Genomic DNA, 13,386 nt, shown 5'->3' on the forward strand with positions numbered 1-13,386 from the left:
TGAATACCATCTCCATACAAACAAGGAAATAGAAAAGGGAGCCTGTCAGGCTCCCTTTTAAGTGGTTATGTAAACCGGCAGATCCGGGCTACAGACAGCCGACCCCATACCCGACCTTATCTATTGGTCGCGGCCTTCATCCCTTCCACAAACTCTTTCAGGCGCACCAGCATATGCTCCGGGTTCTGGTGGTGGGTCTCGATGATCTTCACCACGGCGGAGCCGGAGATGGCACCGGCGGCGCCAGCGGCAATGGCTTCACGTACCTGGGCCGGTTCGCTGATGCCAAAGCCGAGCAGGGCGGGGGGGGCGTTGAACTCGCGCAGGGTATTGATCAGCCCCTCCACCGGCATGCCGGCCTTGGTCTCGGCACCGGTCACGCCGGCGCGGCTCACCAGATAGGTGTAACCGGAGCCCAGCTCAGCCACTGCCTTGAGCGTCTCGGTGTCACCGTTGGGCGGGGCGATAAAGATGCTGTCGATGCCGAACTTGTCGGCGGCCGCCTTGTAGGGCTCGCACATCTGCACCGGCACGTCGGCCACCAGCACGGAGTCCACCCCCGCCTGCTGGCACTTCTCGTAGAAGCCGTCGATGTGGCGCACATAGACCAGGTTCGCGTAGACCAGCAGGCCAATGGGCAGCTCCGGGTACTTGGCGCGGATGCGGCCAAGCAGGCCGAAGCAGTCGTCCGGGGTGGTGTGGCTGGCAAAGGCACGCAGGGCGGCACCCTGAATGGTGGGGCCGTCCGCCACCGGATCGGAGAAGGGAATGCCGAGTTCGAGGGCATCGGCGCCCCCTTCGACCAGGGCATCGACGATGGCGAGCGACAGCTCGGGGGTGGGGTCACCCAGCATCACGAAGGGCACGAAGGCGCCCTGATTGGCCTTGTCCAGACGGGAGAAGAGTTGTGCGTAGCGGTTCATGACAAGGTTCCTTCTTTTTCAAAGATGTCGGCAACGGTGAAGATGTCTTTGTCGCCACGGCCGGAGAGGTTGACGATGAGTACCTGCTCTTTTTCCGGTTCGCTGCGGGCCATCTTGAGGGCGTGGGCCAGGGCGTGGGAGGATTCCAGCGCCGGTATGATGCCCTCGGATTTGGCCAGCTCCTGGAAGGCGTCCAGCGCCTCCTTGTCGGTCACCGAGGGGTACTCGGCGCGGCCGATGGCGGCCAGGTGGGCGTGCTGGGGGCCGACGGAGGGGAAGTCCAGCCCCGCCGAGACGGAGTAGGACTCCTGGATCTGGCCCTGGCTGTCCTGCATCAGGTAGGAGTGCATGCCGAAGAAGACCCCCTTGCTGCCGTGACCGAGCGGCGCGCCGTGCTCGCCGCTCTCGATGCCGTGACCACCCGGCTCGACGCCGATGAGACGTACTTCAGGGTTGTCGATAAAGTCCGCAAACATGCCGATGGCGTTCGAGCCGCCGCCGACGCAGGCGATCACCGCATCCGGCAGGCGCTCTTCTTTTTCGAAGCACTGGGCCTTGGCCTCTTCCCCGATCATCTTCTGGAACTCCCGCACGATAGTGGGGAAGGGGTGGGGGCCGGCGGCAGTGCCGAGCAGGTAGTGGGCGGTTTCATAGTTGGCTGCCCAGTCGCGCAGCGCCTCGTTGCAGGCATCCTTCAGCGTGGCGGAGCCGGAGTGTACCGGGATCACGGTGGCCCCCATCAGCTTCATGCGAAACACGTTGGGCTTCTGGCGCTCGCAGTCCTTGGCCCCCATGTAGACCCGGCACTTGAGGCCGAGCAAGGCGCAGGCCAGCGCGGTAGCAACGCCATGCTGACCGGCGCCGGTCTCAGCGATGATCTCGTGCTTGCCCATGCGCTTGGCGAGCAGGGCCTGGCCCAGCACCTGGTTGGTCTTGTGGGCGCCGCCGTGCAGCAGATCTTCACGCTTCAGATAGAGGCGGGTCTTGGTGCCCCTGGTCAGGTTGCGGGTGAGGGTCAAGGGCGTCGGGCGCCCGGCATACTCGGTGAGCAGGGACTGAAACTCGGCGACGAAGGCCGGATCATCCTTGGCATCGACGAAGGCCTTCTCCAGCTGGAGCAGGGCGGGGATGAGGATCTGGGGCACATACATGCCGCCAAATTCACCAAAAAACGGGTTGAGCAGGGTCATACATTATTCCTTGTGCTTATGGGCAAACGCAGTTCATTAATTCGTTGAATGAGTCACGGGGGCGCTCACAGTTGGCGTAGGGCGGCGAAGGCGGCCGCCAGCTTGTGCGCATCCTTCTGGCCCGGGGCGCTCTCCACCCCGGAGTTGAAATCAAGGCCCAAACAGCCCACCCGGGCTGCCTCGAGGGCGTTGTCGGGGCTGAGCCCCCCCGCCAGCATCAGTCTGCTCTTGTCGAGCCCGGCCAGCAGGGCCCAGTCGAACGCCTGACCGGTGCCGCCGCTCTGGCTGCCGACTTTGGTATCGAGCAGCAGGCGATCCGCCGGGTAGTCGAGGGCAGGCAGCGGCTCGCCGCTTGTGACTCCGACGGCCTTCCAGATCTGGCAGCCCGCCGGCAGCAGGGGGCGCAGGGTCTCGATATAGGCGGCGTCTTCATCCCCGTGCAGTTGCACGGCGGCGAGCCCCAGCGCATCTACCGTCTTGGCGATGGTGGCGGGCTGGGCATTGCGAAATACCCCGACGTAAGAGAGCGGTGCACCCGCCATCACGGCGCGGGCGGCGGGAATGTCCACGTAGCGCGGGCTCTTCGCCACGAAGATGAGGCCGCCGAACACGGCCCCCGCCTGATGGGCGGCGGCGGCGTCCTCGGGACGGGTCAGGCCGCACACCTTGTTCTGGCCGAGCACGAGCTTGCGCACCGCGGCCTCCAGATCCGGCTCCGCCATCAGGGAGGAGCCCACCAGGAAGCCCTTGGCGTGGTGGCGCAGATCCGCCACCTGGGCGCGGTGGTTGATGCCTGATTCGCTGATCACCACCCGATCGCTCGGAATATCTTTGGCCAGCTGTTTGGTGCGGGTGAGATCGACGCTCAAATCCCGCAGATCCCGGTTGTTGATGCCAATCACCGGGGCGCCCAGGGCGATGGCGCGGGTCAGCTCCTCCTCGTTGCTCACCTCGGTGAGCACGCCCAGATCCAGCTCCTTGGCGACCGCAAACAGGGCCTTATACCCCTCGTCGGTGAGCACCGAGAGCATCAAGAGGATGGCGTCCGCCTGATAGTGGCGGGCCAGATAGACCTGATAGGGGTCAATCATGAAGTCCTTGCAGAGCACCGGCTGCTGGACACGGCCCCGCACGCGCGGCAAAAAGGCGAAATCCCCCTGGAAGAACTTCTCGTCCGTCAGCACCGAGATGGCGGTGGCGTAGTGGCCGTAGATGTCGGCGATGGCCTCCGGGCTGAAGTCATTCCGGATCAAGCCCTTGGAGGGGGAGGCCTTCTTGCACTCCAGAATAAAGCGGGTGGAGCCTTTGCGCAGATCCCCCTCGAAGTCCCGATCGCTCGGGGTGAGTGCCCCCTGGAAGTTCGCCAGGGGCTGGCTCTCCTTGCGGGCGGCGACCCATGCCTGCTTGGCCGCCACGATTTTGCCGAGAATGGTCTGGCTGATGGAGGCCATGTTCAGAAAGGCGTGGGGAGCAATGACGTCTGACATCTCGTTATCCTTGCGAAGCTGGCTGTTGCCCGTCGGGCGTTCTGCGTGAGCGCCTTGTGGGCGACTCTCCTGGGTGGTGGCTGACATCATGCCTCCTGATGGCTCAGGGTGGCGAGCCGGGCGGCAAGTTCCGCCGCCTGGCCGCTCGCCAGTACCGCCAGCACCCGGGCGGCCGCCTGTTTGAAGTCCGGGGCCTTGCCCGCCATCACCAGCAGCGGTGCCACGTTGGCGGCGATGGCGGCGTTGTGAGCCGGGCTGCCGCGTCCTTCCAGGATGGCGGCGGTGATGGTGCGGTTCTCCTCGGGCTCACCGCCCTGGATGGCGCTGACCGGGTAGGTCTCGAGGCCAAAGTCCGCCGGGGTGAGCAAGTACTCGCGAATTTCGCCGTCGCGGATCTCCGCCACCTGGGTCGGGCCGTGAATGGCCACTTCATCGAGCCCGGCGCCGTGTACCACCATACCGGTTTTCAGACCGAGCGCCAGCAGGGTTTCGGCGATGGGGCGCACCAGCTCGGGGGCATAGACCCCCATCAGCTGGAAGCTGGGGCGGGCGGGGTTGATAAGCGGCCCCAGCACGTTGAACAGGGTGCGGGTCTTGAGGGCCTGGCGCACCGGCATGGCGTGGCGCACCCCGGCGTGGTACTGGGGAGCGAACAGGAAGCAGACCCCGAGCTCGTCCAGGCAGTGGCGCGCCTGGGCCGGGCTCATGTCGAGCTTGATCCCCATCTTGTCCAGCAGATCGCTCGACCCCGACTTGCTCGAGACGGAGCGGTTGCCGTGCTTGGCCACTTTCAGGCCGCAGGCGGCGGCCACCAGGGCCGAGGTGGTGGAGACGTTGATGGTGTTGAGGCCGTCCCCCCCGGTGCCGACGATGTCGCAGAAGGCATAGTCCGGGCGCGGGAAGGGGCGGGCCTCGGCCAGCAGCGCCTCGGCGGCGCCGGCGATCTCCTCCGGGGTCTCCCCCTTGATCTTGAGGGCGGTCAGAAGGCTCGCCAGCACTATGGGATCCACTTCACCACGGACCACCTGACCGAAGGCGTCGCGGGCGGCGTCGCGGGTGAGAGACTGACCCTGATAGAGGGTGTTGAGATGTTGATGCATGGTCTCTTCCTTACCGCACGTGGCTTTCTGGACGGGTGATGTGGGCGAGGGCCTGGGTGAGCAGGCGGGCCCCTTCGCTGGTCATGATGGATTCCGGGTGGAACTGGAAGCCCAGCACCCGCTCGTCACGCTGCTCGATGGCCATGGGCATGCCCTGATAGTGGGCAATCACCTGCAACTCTTCCGGCACATAGGTGGCCACCAGGGAGTGGTAGCGGGCCACCGGCAAGGGGCTCGGCAGCCCCGCGAAGGCGCCGTGGCCATTGTGCTCGATGAGGGAGCGCTTGCCGTGGACGATTTCCCCCGCCGCCCCGACAGTGCCGCCGTAGGCTTCGCACAGGGCCTGATGACCGAGGCAGATGCCGAGGATGGGCACCCGGCCCCGGGCCAGCTTGATCAGATCAATCAGACAACCCGCCTCGTGGGGGGCGCCCGGCCCCGGGGAGAGCACCAGCACGGCGTCCCCCTCGCAGGCGTCGATCTCCTGCATGATGCGGCTGGCCGGCAGGCTGTTGCGGTAGATGCGCACCGGGTAGCCCAGGGTGCGGAACTGGTCGACGAGGTTGTAGGTAAAGGAGTCGAAGTTGTCGAGCAGGAAGATGTTAGTCATGGGACTGCTCCTTCGAAGTGCGGAACTGATCGGCCTGGGTGCTGTAGGTAAACGAATCGAAGTTATCGAGCAGGAAGATGTTAGTCATGGCTCACGTCCTTGTGTTGCTCCTGCTGGGCACTGAGGGCCTGCAGGGAGGTGCCATGGCTGGCAGCGATGGCGGCCAGCACGGCCGCCGCCTTGGCGCGGGTCTCGTCCGCCTCGGCCTGGGGTTTGGAGTCATAGACCACCCCGGCGCCGGCCTGGACGTGTGCCACGCCCTCTTTCACGAAGGCGGAGCGGATGACGATGCAGGTGTCCATCTCCCCTGCGCCGTTCAGGTAACCCACGGCGCCGCCGTAGCTGCCGCGACGCTTGCCTTCCACCATGCGGATGAGCTCGCTGGCACGCAGCTTGGGAGCGCCGGTGAGGGTGCCCATGTTCATGCAGGCCTGATAGGCGTGCAGGGCGTCAAGGTCGGCGCGCAAGGTGCCCACTACCCGGGAGACCAGGTGCATGACGTGGCTGTAGCGATCCACCTTCAGCAGATCCTTGACGTAGCGGGTGCCGGGGGCGGAGATGCGGGCGATGTCGTTGCGGCCCAGATCCACCAGCATCAGGTGCTCGGCCACCTCTTTCTCGTCCTGACGCAGCTCCAGCTCGATGCGACCGTCCAGATCCAGGTTGATGCTGCCGTCCGGGTTGAGGCCGCGGCGGCGGGTGCCCGCGATGGGGTACATCTCCACCTGGCGGCTGCCCGCGCAGAATTTTACCGCGCTCTCGGGGGAGGCGCCAAACAGGGTGAAGCCCTCGTCCTGCACGTAGAACATGTAGGGGCTGGGATTGGTCTGCTTGAGGCGGCGATAGGCGGCCACGGGGTCCGGGCAGGGGAGGGAGAAGCTGCGGGACGGCACTACCTGGAAGATGTCGCCACGGCGGATGAAGCCCTTGAGCTTCTCGACCTCGGCGCAGAACTGCTTGTCCCCCTTGTCGACGGCCAGGGCGCCGGTCAGCGGCGCCGTGCCCTGCGGCGCAGGCAGCGGCTGCTGACAGGCCTGTTTGAAGGACTCGAGGCGAGCGGTCAGGCGGGCGTAGCGCGCGTCCAGCTGCTCATCCTCTTCGCCGCCGAACAGGCAGGCCAGCAACTGGGTGCTCTGTTTGATGTGATCTATGGTGATCAGGGTCTCGGCCACATAGAAGCAGTAGTCGGGGCAGTCGTTGCTCCCCTCCGGCACCTCGGGCAGATCCTCGAAGGAGGCGATGAGGTCGTAGGCGAAGCTGCCCGCCATGAAGAGGGCCTCTTTGCCCTGCTGGCATTGCAGCTCCCGCTGCAATGTGCGCAGCACGTCCAGCACGCTGCTGCCCTTGAGGCGGCTGTCTTCGTCAAGCTCCCGATCGGACGCCGGGAAGTCGAGGTGCAGCTCGTCCGCCACCCGGATCTGGGTGATGACGGCGGGCAGGCGCTGCTCCAGCAGGCGCAGCAACTGCACCCCGTTGTCGCCGAGGGGGCGCACCTGCACGGTACGGCCGCGGCACTCGATGCGCAGGCAGGCGTCCACCAGCAGCAGGCTCTGGGTGCCGGCCTTGGAGTCGATCTCCACCGATTCCAGCAGCAGGTTGTTGGGTCTGTCCTGGCAGAGCCGGGTATAGAGTGCCAGGGGGTCTGTCACATAAGGGGCATTGAGCCTGATGGTATCGAATTCGCCCAGGGGCAAACGGGTCTTGTTGCCTGTCATAGTGCCTTCCCTTGCGTGTGCTGTGTGTTACCGATGTTCATGACGTTGATTACCTTGATAAATGCCTTGAAAATTAACGGGTTCTGGAGAGATTGGCTCAAGGCCGCCATCGCCAGGTCAGGGTGCTTGTCTGAATTGTCGGTTTCATCACAGGTCCATTTGCCGGATAATAAAAAAGCCCGCTGGGGTCAGCGGGCTTTTTCTTTGGGTTCTTAACTTGCTGTCAATTTACAGGTACAGCAACGACCACACGCCCGCATGTCAGGGAGTGTGCCACCACCAGATGGTCAGGATGGAAGTCGCTTGCATGATAGAGTCCTGTAAAAAGATGTTTGCAATGAAGTGCCTACAGAAAACGATAAAGCCGCGGCCAAGTCAAGTCGCTTTTTTGCCAGCCTTTTCCAGGCAGGTCCCGAACAAGAGCGAAACACGCCGATGAGATTCGATCTTCATTGCCATACCACTGCCTCCGACGGGGTGCTGAGCCCCGCCGACCTGGTGCGCCGCGCCGCCGAGAAGGGGGTGGAGGTGTTAGCAGTCACTGACCACGATACCCTCGCCGGGCTTGACGAGGTGCGCCAGACCATAGCCGCCGAGCAACTGCCGCTGCGACTGGTGAGCGGGGTCGAGATCTCCACCGGGTGGGAGCATCACGAGATCCACATAGTGGCCCTCGGGGTGGATGAAAAAAATCCGCAGCTGGCCGCCTTCCTGGCCGGTCAGCGGGCCCGCCGCGAGGCGCGCGCCGAGGAGATAGGGCGCCGTCTGGAGAAGTGCCTCATCCCGGGCACCTATGAAGAGGCCAAGGCGCTTGCCGGTGACGCCGCCGTGACCCGGGCCCACTTCGCCCGGGTGCTGGTGGCGCGCGGGGTGGCCGACAACATGCAGAAGGTGTTCAAGAAGTACCTGAGCCGGGGCAACAAGGGCTATGTGCCCGCCGAGTGGCCCGAGATGGGGGAGGCCATCGCGGCCATTCACGGCGCAGGCGGGCTGGCCGTGCTGGCCCACCCGAGCCGCTACGATCTCACCGCCAAGTGGATCAAGCGGCTGCTGGTGGCCTTCAAGGCCGCAGGAGGCGACGCCATGGAGGTCTCCCTGCCCCAGCAGAGCCCCCAGGAGCGGGCGAACCTCGGTCAGTGGGCCAGGGAGCACGACCTCTATATCTCGGTGGGATCGGATTTTCATTTCCCCTCCAACTGGACCGAGCTCGGCCGCCACCTCTGGCTGCCCAAGGAGGGGATGCCGCTCTGGCTGGGCCACCCAGGGCACTTCGGGCTGACCCCGGAGGAGCATGCCGGCCTGCTGGCCAGCCGCTGAGGGCAATCCGGCGGGAGAGCACCTTTGATGCGGGCGAGTCTGCGTCAAACAGGTTAAGGTAGTGTCATGGGCCAAGGGGCCCTTGATCATGAAGCGGGCAACGAGCGTGCCCCTATCGCGAGAAGAGCATATGAGTCAGCATTTTTACGTACATCCGGACAATCCCCAGGTTCGCCTCATCAGCCAGGCGGTACAGATCCTGCAAAACGGCGGCGTCATCGTCTATCCCACCGACTCCGGTTACGCCCTGGGCTGCCAGATGGGCAACAAGGATGCCCTGGAGCGCATCTGCCGCATCCGCCGCATCGAGCCGAACCACGACTTCACCCTGGTGTGCCGGGATCTCTCGGAGATCTCCACCTATGCCAAGGTGGACAACACCGCCTTCCGGCTGGTCAAGAACAACACCCCAGGGCCCTACACCTTCATCTTCAAGGCCACCAAGGAGGTGCCGCGCCGCCTCATGAACGAGAAGAAGAAGACCATCGGCATCCGGGTGCCGGCCAACAACATAGCGCTGGCTTTGCTGGAGACCCTCGGCGAGCCGCTGCTCTCCACCACTCTGATCCTGCCGGGCTCCGAGATGGCGGAGTTCGACCCCGAGGAGATCGCCGACAAGCTCGGCAAGCAGCTGGATCTGGTGGTCAACGGGGGCTATCTCGGCGAGCAACCCACCACTGTGGTGGACTTCTCCGACGACGAGCCCGTGCTGCGTCGCCGCGGTGCCGGGGATCCGACGCCGTTTGAGTGATCTTGCCGAGCCCGTGCCCGAGGCGCTGAGCGCACCGGGCACGACGGGGGAGGCTTCCCTTTCCCCGCCCATCGCGACCGTGCTGGGGCAGCCCTACCATGAGCTGCCCCAGGACTTGTTCATCCCCCCCGATGCGCTGGAGGTGTTTCTCGACACCTTCGAGGGGCCGCTGGATCTCTTGCTCTACCTCATCCGGCGTCAGCAGCTCGACATCCTGAACCTGCCTATCCTGCAAATCACGGCCCAGTACATGGAGTACGTGGAGCTGATGCAGGGGCTCAATCTGGAGCTTGCGGCCGAATACCTGCTGATGGCGGCCTGGCTGGCGGAGATCAAATCCCGCCTGCTGCTGCCCAAGGCCCCGGAGCTGGAAGATGAGGAGGAGGGGGAAGACCCGAGAGTCACCCTCATTCGTCGGCTGCAGGAGTACGAGCGCTACAAGCTGGGGGCGGAGCGGGTCAATGCCCTGCCGAGGGTGGAGCGGGAGATCTTCGTCGCCTCGGCCTTGCCGCCGGATTTCGGCGCCCTGAAGCCGCTGGCCCCAGATGTTTCACTGGTTGAGCTCGCCCTTTACATGCAAAGTGTGGTAAAACGCGCGACTCATTTTGAGCATCACCAGATCCGCCGCGAGCAGATCCCGACCCGGGTGCGGATGGCGGAGATCCTCGCCATGCTCTCCCTGGGCCAGACCCTGCGCCTGGAGCAGGTGCTGCGGGCCGAGGAGGGGCGCATGGGGGTGCTGGTGACCTTCCTGGCCCTGCTGGAGCTGTGCAAGGAGCAACTGATCTGGATCCTGCAGGCGGAGCCCCTGGGCCCCATCCATTTTGCCCTGGCAAGCCAGGAGGAGGCGGCGCATGAGCATGTGCACTGAGCGGCCGCTCACGGCCATGGGCACAGCCCGGGAGGCCTGTCGTGGCGCTGCCTGCTGAACGGCTCAAGGCCCTGACTCTGGGAGGAGTGCTCAATGGCGCTGCCCGCTGAACGGCTGAAGACCCTGATCGAGGCGGCGCTCTTCGTGGCGGGCCGTCCCCTCACGGTGAACGAGCTCAAGGGCAGCGTGCTCTCGGATTACCCGGTCACCGGCCGCTACGTCCAGCTGCTGCTGGCGGAGCTCAGGAAAGACTACGAGACGCGGGGGGTCGAGCTCAAGGAGGTCGCCTCCGGCTGGCGCTTCCAGGCCCGTCAGGAGTATGCCGAGGAGTTGTCTCGCCTGTGGAGCGAGCGGGCGCCCCGTTATTCCCGCGCCGTGCTGGAAACCCTGACCCTGATTGCCTATCGTCAGCCCATCACCCGGGCCGAGATAGAGGCCATCCGCGGGGTGGCGGTGTCGAGCCAGATCGTCAACACCCTGAAAGAACGTGGCTGGGTGCGCAGCATAGGCCACAAGGAGGTGGCGGGTCGCCCCGAGCTGCTCGCCACCACCCGGGAATTTCTGGACTATTTCAATCTGCGGAGTCTGGAACAGCTTCCCGAGCTGGATCCCGAACTGCAGACCCCCTTGTCGCTCATGCCGGGCGAGGGCGGTGACGGTCAGCCTCTGGTTGGCCGTCCTGAGCATGAAGATGGTGGGGAGGCCAATGGGGCCTTCGCACAAGAACCAAGGTTGTCCGCGATGTCGGCGGGCAGCGATCAACAATCAGGTAAACCCGATGAGTGAAAAACTGCAAAAAGTATTGGCCCGCGCGGGTCAAGGCTCCCGTCGTGAGATGGAGGCCCTGATCACCGCAGGTCGGGTCAGCGTGGATGGCAAGGTCGCCACGCTGGGGGATCGCGTCGAAGTGAACGCCGTGATCCGGGTGGATGGCCACCAGGTCAAGACCCGCGCCGCAGAGGAAGTGATCTGCCGCGTGCTGGCGTACCACAAGCCCGAAGGGGAGATGTGTACCCGCCACGATCCCGAGGGTCGCCCCACCGTGTTTGATCGTCTGCCCAAGATGGACGGCGCCCGCTGGATCGCGGTCGGTCGTCTCGACGTCAACACCTCCGGTCTCTTGCTGTTCACCACAGACGGCGAGCTGGCGAACCGCCTGATGCACCCGAGCCACGAAGTGGAGCGGGAATACGCGGTGCGGGTCTTTGGCGAGATCACCGAAGCCATGCTGCAGCGCCTGCGCAAGGGCGTGCAGCTGGAAGACGGCATGGCCAAGTTCAACAAGATCAAGCCGGCCGGTGGTGAGGGGCTGAACCAGTGGTTCAACGTCACCCTGACCGAGGGCCGCAACCGGGAAGTGCGCCGCCTGTGGGAATCCCAGGAAGTGCAGGTGAGCCGCCTGATGCGCATCCGCTACGGCGACGTCACCCTGGATCGCGGCATCCCCCGCGGTGGCTGGCAGGAGCTGAAGCTCCCCGAAGTGAACTACCTGCGCGGCCTGGTGAATCTGCCGAACGAGACCGAGTCCAAGGTGGATCTGCAGCAGGACGGCAAGGCCGGTCGCCACAAGCAGGCTGCCCAGATCCGTCGCGCCGTCAAGCGCCACAAGGAGATGCAGGGCAAGGAGCCGCGCGCCCGCAGCACCACCGCCCGCCGCAAGCCGACCTCCTCCACCCGCAATTCCGGCACCGGCAGCAAGTAAGCCGCCGCCCTGTCGGCCCGGAACAACCCAAGCCCGCACCTTATGGTGCGGGTTTTTTGTTGCCTGCTCCCGCCGGGCTCCTTGAGACTCAATCGCACGGGGAGAGAAAGGGCCAGACAGGCTCCTCCCCCTTATGAAGGGGGAGGCCGGGAGGGGGTTGTTGTGGTTTACGCTGAAATAGTTTGTAGCCATAAGGAGTACAACTATGAGCGAGAGGCCAGTCCGTATTTTCAACCGTGAGGCCACGCTGGACAAACGACGTGAACAAAGAGGCAATCCGACAGAGCCCGAACGGCGATTGTGGCAGGAGCTTCGGGCTGGGCAACTGGGAGTCAAGTTTCGCCGTCAGCAAGGCATTGGCCCATACATTGCCGACTTTTACTGTCCCGAGCGGTTATTGGTGATAGAGGTCGATGGTGACAGCCATTTCGACGAGCGAGGCTTGAGCCATGACACGCAACGGGATGCCTATATGGCGGTCCTGTCGTTGACGGTACTGAGATTTAGCAACAGGGAGGTGATGCAAAATCTACCCGGAGTGGTTGTATCGATTCAGGAATGGCTTGATCACGTCTGACCCCACCCCAGCCCTCCCCTTGCCAGGGGAGGGGGCAAGAGTCGCCCCCTTGTGGGGAGGTGGTCAGTATTCTCCTCCCCTTGGTGAAGGGGAGGCCGCTAGAGTTGCTTCTTGGTGGGGAGGTGGCCGATATTCTCCTCCCCCTTATGAAGGGGGAGGCCGGGAGGAGGTTGCTGCTGTGGGATGTGGATCAGGATGGTTGCCCTGCCGGGACGGGCTTGTTAGCCTTTCCCGCACTGATACAGGAGAAACCAATGAGCAAGGTACTGGATGAGCTGCTGGCACTGCTGGCGCTGGAGAAGATCGAGGAGGGCCTGTTTCGGGGCCAGAGCCAGGATCTCGGATTGCGATCCGTGTTTGGCGGACAGGTGATGGGGCAGGCCTTGTCAGCCGCCAAGCAGACGGTCGCCGTCGATCGCCAGGTGCACAGCTTCCACTCCTACTTCCTGCGCCCAGGCGATGCCAACAAGCCCATCGTCTACGACGTGGAGAACATCCGCGACGGCCAGACCGTCTCCACCCGCCGGGTCAAGGCGATCCAGGGCGGCAAGCCCATCTTCTACCTCAACGCCTCCTTCCAGGTGGAGGCCGAAGGCTTCGAGCACCAGGCGCAGATGCCCGAAGGCATCACGCCTCCCGAGCAGCTCAAGAGCGAGCTGGAGCTGGTGCGTCCCTACGAGCAGCTGATCCCGGCGGCCCTGCGGGACAAGATCCTGTGCGAGAAGCCCATCGAGATCCGCCCGGTGACCCTGGTGGACCCCATCCGCCCGGACGTGCACGAGCCCCTGCGCTACACCTGGTTCAAGGCCAACGGCCCGGTGCCGGACGATCAGCGGGTCCACAACTACCTGCTGGCCTATGCCTCCGACTTCCACTTCCTGTTCGCCGCCCTGCAGCCCCACGGGGTGTCGTACTGGGAGCCGGACATGCAGGTGGCCACCATAGATCACTCCATGTGGTTCCACCGGGAGTTCAGGCTGGACGACTGGCTGCTCTACGTGGTAGACAGCCCGAGCGCCAGCGGCGGCCGGGGCCTGGTGCGCGGCCAGTTCTTCACTCGGGACGGCGTGCTGGTGGCCAGCACCATGCAGGAAGGGGTGATCCGCCGCCGGGGCTGACAAGCCGGCACTAGGCAATAAAAAA

Annotated in this window: 13 protein-coding genes; 7 read left to right on the forward strand and 6 right to left on the reverse strand. The window is 64.6% G+C overall.

Going from position 1 to position 13,386, the window contains the following annotated elements; all coding sequences use genetic code 11:
* Positions 1 to 116 precede the first annotated feature (116 nt).
* From trpA to BN1132_RS02265, 6 genes are all read right to left on the reverse strand, one after another.
* The gene (gene trpA, locus BN1132_RS02240) at positions 117 to 923 is read right to left on the reverse strand and encodes a tryptophan synthase subunit alpha (protein WP_042074626.1); all 807 of its coding nucleotides are present in this window, start codon (positions 921 to 923) and stop codon (positions 117 to 119) included.
* Complete coding sequence (trpB, locus tag BN1132_RS02245; protein ID WP_042074629.1) at positions 920 to 2,113, reverse strand: tryptophan synthase subunit beta; 1,194 nt, start codon at positions 2,111 to 2,113, stop codon at positions 920 to 922. Before trpB ends, trpA begins: the two co-directional genes overlap by 4 nt.
* A 65-nt stretch (positions 2,114 to 2,178) precedes the next feature.
* On the reverse strand, positions 2,179 to 3,687 hold the full coding sequence (gene trpCF, locus BN1132_RS02250; protein ID WP_042074631.1) for a bifunctional indole-3-glycerol-phosphate synthase TrpC/phosphoribosylanthranilate isomerase TrpF: 1,509 nt from the start codon (positions 3,685 to 3,687) through the stop codon (positions 2,179 to 2,181).
* On the reverse strand, positions 3,687 to 4,700 hold the full coding sequence (gene trpD, locus BN1132_RS02255; RefSeq protein WP_042074633.1) for an anthranilate phosphoribosyltransferase: 1,014 nt from the start codon (positions 4,698 to 4,700) through the stop codon (positions 3,687 to 3,689). The genes trpCF and trpD overlap by 1 nt, the downstream gene beginning before the upstream one ends.
* A 10-nt stretch (positions 4,701 to 4,710) precedes the next feature.
* Entirely contained in the window at positions 4,711 to 5,310 is a 600-nt protein-coding gene (locus BN1132_RS02260) for an aminodeoxychorismate/anthranilate synthase component II (protein WP_042074635.1), read from the reverse strand.
* Positions 5,311 to 5,390: 80 nt separating this feature from the next.
* A complete protein-coding gene (locus BN1132_RS02265) occupies positions 5,391 to 7,025 on the reverse strand; it encodes an anthranilate synthase component 1 (protein ID WP_042074637.1) in 1,635 nt (544 codons plus the stop codon).
* 435 nt (positions 7,026 to 7,460) lie between these two features.
* On the opposite strand from BN1132_RS02265, the gene rnm reads away from it, so the two are divergent.
* From rnm to tesB, 7 genes are all read left to right on the forward strand, one after another.
* Positions 7,461 to 8,342 carry an RNase RNM gene (gene rnm, locus BN1132_RS02270; RefSeq protein WP_042074640.1) on the forward strand — a complete coding sequence of 294 codons (882 nt, stop codon included), beginning with the start codon at positions 7,461 to 7,463 and terminating at the stop codon, positions 8,340 to 8,342.
* A gap of 130 nt (positions 8,343 to 8,472) precedes the next feature.
* Positions 8,473 to 9,093, forward strand: a complete 621-nt coding sequence (locus BN1132_RS02275) for an L-threonylcarbamoyladenylate synthase (protein ID WP_042074643.1) — start codon at positions 8,473 to 8,475, stop codon at positions 9,091 to 9,093.
* Complete coding sequence (locus BN1132_RS02280) at positions 9,086 to 9,964, forward strand: segregation and condensation protein A (protein ID WP_042074645.1); 879 nt, start codon at positions 9,086 to 9,088, stop codon at positions 9,962 to 9,964. Before BN1132_RS02275 ends, BN1132_RS02280 begins: the two co-directional genes overlap by 8 nt.
* Positions 9,965 to 10,057: 93 nt before the next feature.
* Complete coding sequence (gene scpB / locus BN1132_RS02285) at positions 10,058 to 10,750, forward strand: SMC-Scp complex subunit ScpB (protein ID WP_042074647.1); 693 nt, start codon at positions 10,058 to 10,060, stop codon at positions 10,748 to 10,750.
* Positions 10,743 to 11,666 carry a 23S rRNA pseudouridine(2605) synthase RluB gene (gene rluB, locus BN1132_RS02290; protein ID WP_042074648.1) on the forward strand — a complete coding sequence of 308 codons (924 nt, stop codon included), beginning with the start codon at positions 10,743 to 10,745 and terminating at the stop codon, positions 11,664 to 11,666. Before scpB ends, rluB begins: the two co-directional genes overlap by 8 nt.
* 205 nt (positions 11,667 to 11,871) lie before the next feature.
* Positions 11,872 to 12,243, forward strand: a complete 372-nt coding sequence (locus BN1132_RS02295; RefSeq protein ID WP_042074649.1) for an endonuclease domain-containing protein — start codon at positions 11,872 to 11,874, stop codon at positions 12,241 to 12,243.
* 254 nt (positions 12,244 to 12,497) lie between these two features.
* Positions 12,498 to 13,361, forward strand: coding sequence for an acyl-CoA thioesterase II (gene tesB / locus BN1132_RS02300; RefSeq protein ID WP_042074652.1), 864 nt, complete (start codon positions 12,498 to 12,500; stop codon positions 13,359 to 13,361).
* Positions 13,362 to 13,386: the final 25 nt, after the last annotated feature.

The sequence above is a fragment of the Aeromonas sanarellii genome (genome assembly GCF_000820085.1).
GTDB classification, from domain to species: Bacteria; Pseudomonadota; Gammaproteobacteria; order Enterobacterales; family Aeromonadaceae; genus Aeromonas; species Aeromonas sanarellii.

What these genes read in the sequence shown, in the direction of transcription:
- BN1132_RS02275 (WP_042074643.1), top strand. Translation starts at nt 8,473, where the DNA reads ATGAGTCAGCATTTTTACGTACATCCGGACAATCCCCAGGTTCGCCTC.
- rnm (WP_042074640.1), top strand. Translation starts at nt 7,461, where the DNA reads ATGAGATTCGATCTTCATTGCCATACCACTGCCTCCGACGGGGTGCTG.
- BN1132_RS02260 (WP_042074635.1), bottom strand. Translation starts at nt 5,310, where the DNA reads ATGACTAACATCTTCCTGCTCGACAACTTCGACTCCTTTACCTACAAC.
- BN1132_RS02265 (WP_042074637.1), bottom strand. Translation starts at nt 7,025, where the DNA reads ATGACAGGCAACAAGACCCGTTTGCCCCTGGGCGAATTCGATACCATC.
- scpB (WP_042074647.1), top strand. Translation starts at nt 10,058, where the DNA reads ATGGCGCTGCCCGCTGAACGGCTGAAGACCCTGATCGAGGCGGCGCTC.
- trpD (WP_042074633.1), bottom strand. Translation starts at nt 4,700, where the DNA reads ATGCATCAACATCTCAACACCCTCTATCAGGGTCAGTCTCTCACCCGC.
- BN1132_RS02295 (WP_042074649.1), top strand. Translation starts at nt 11,872, where the DNA reads ATGAGCGAGAGGCCAGTCCGTATTTTCAACCGTGAGGCCACGCTGGAC.
- tesB (WP_042074652.1), top strand. Translation starts at nt 12,498, where the DNA reads ATGAGCAAGGTACTGGATGAGCTGCTGGCACTGCTGGCGCTGGAGAAG.
- trpA (WP_042074626.1), bottom strand. Translation starts at nt 923, where the DNA reads ATGAACCGCTACGCACAACTCTTCTCCCGTCTGGACAAGGCCAATCAG.
- rluB (WP_042074648.1), top strand. Translation starts at nt 10,743, where the DNA reads ATGAGTGAAAAACTGCAAAAAGTATTGGCCCGCGCGGGTCAAGGCTCC.
- trpCF (WP_042074631.1), bottom strand. Translation starts at nt 3,687, where the DNA reads ATGTCAGCCACCACCCAGGAGAGTCGCCCACAAGGCGCTCACGCAGAA.
- trpB (WP_042074629.1), bottom strand. Translation starts at nt 2,113, where the DNA reads ATGACCCTGCTCAACCCGTTTTTTGGTGAATTTGGCGGCATGTATGTG.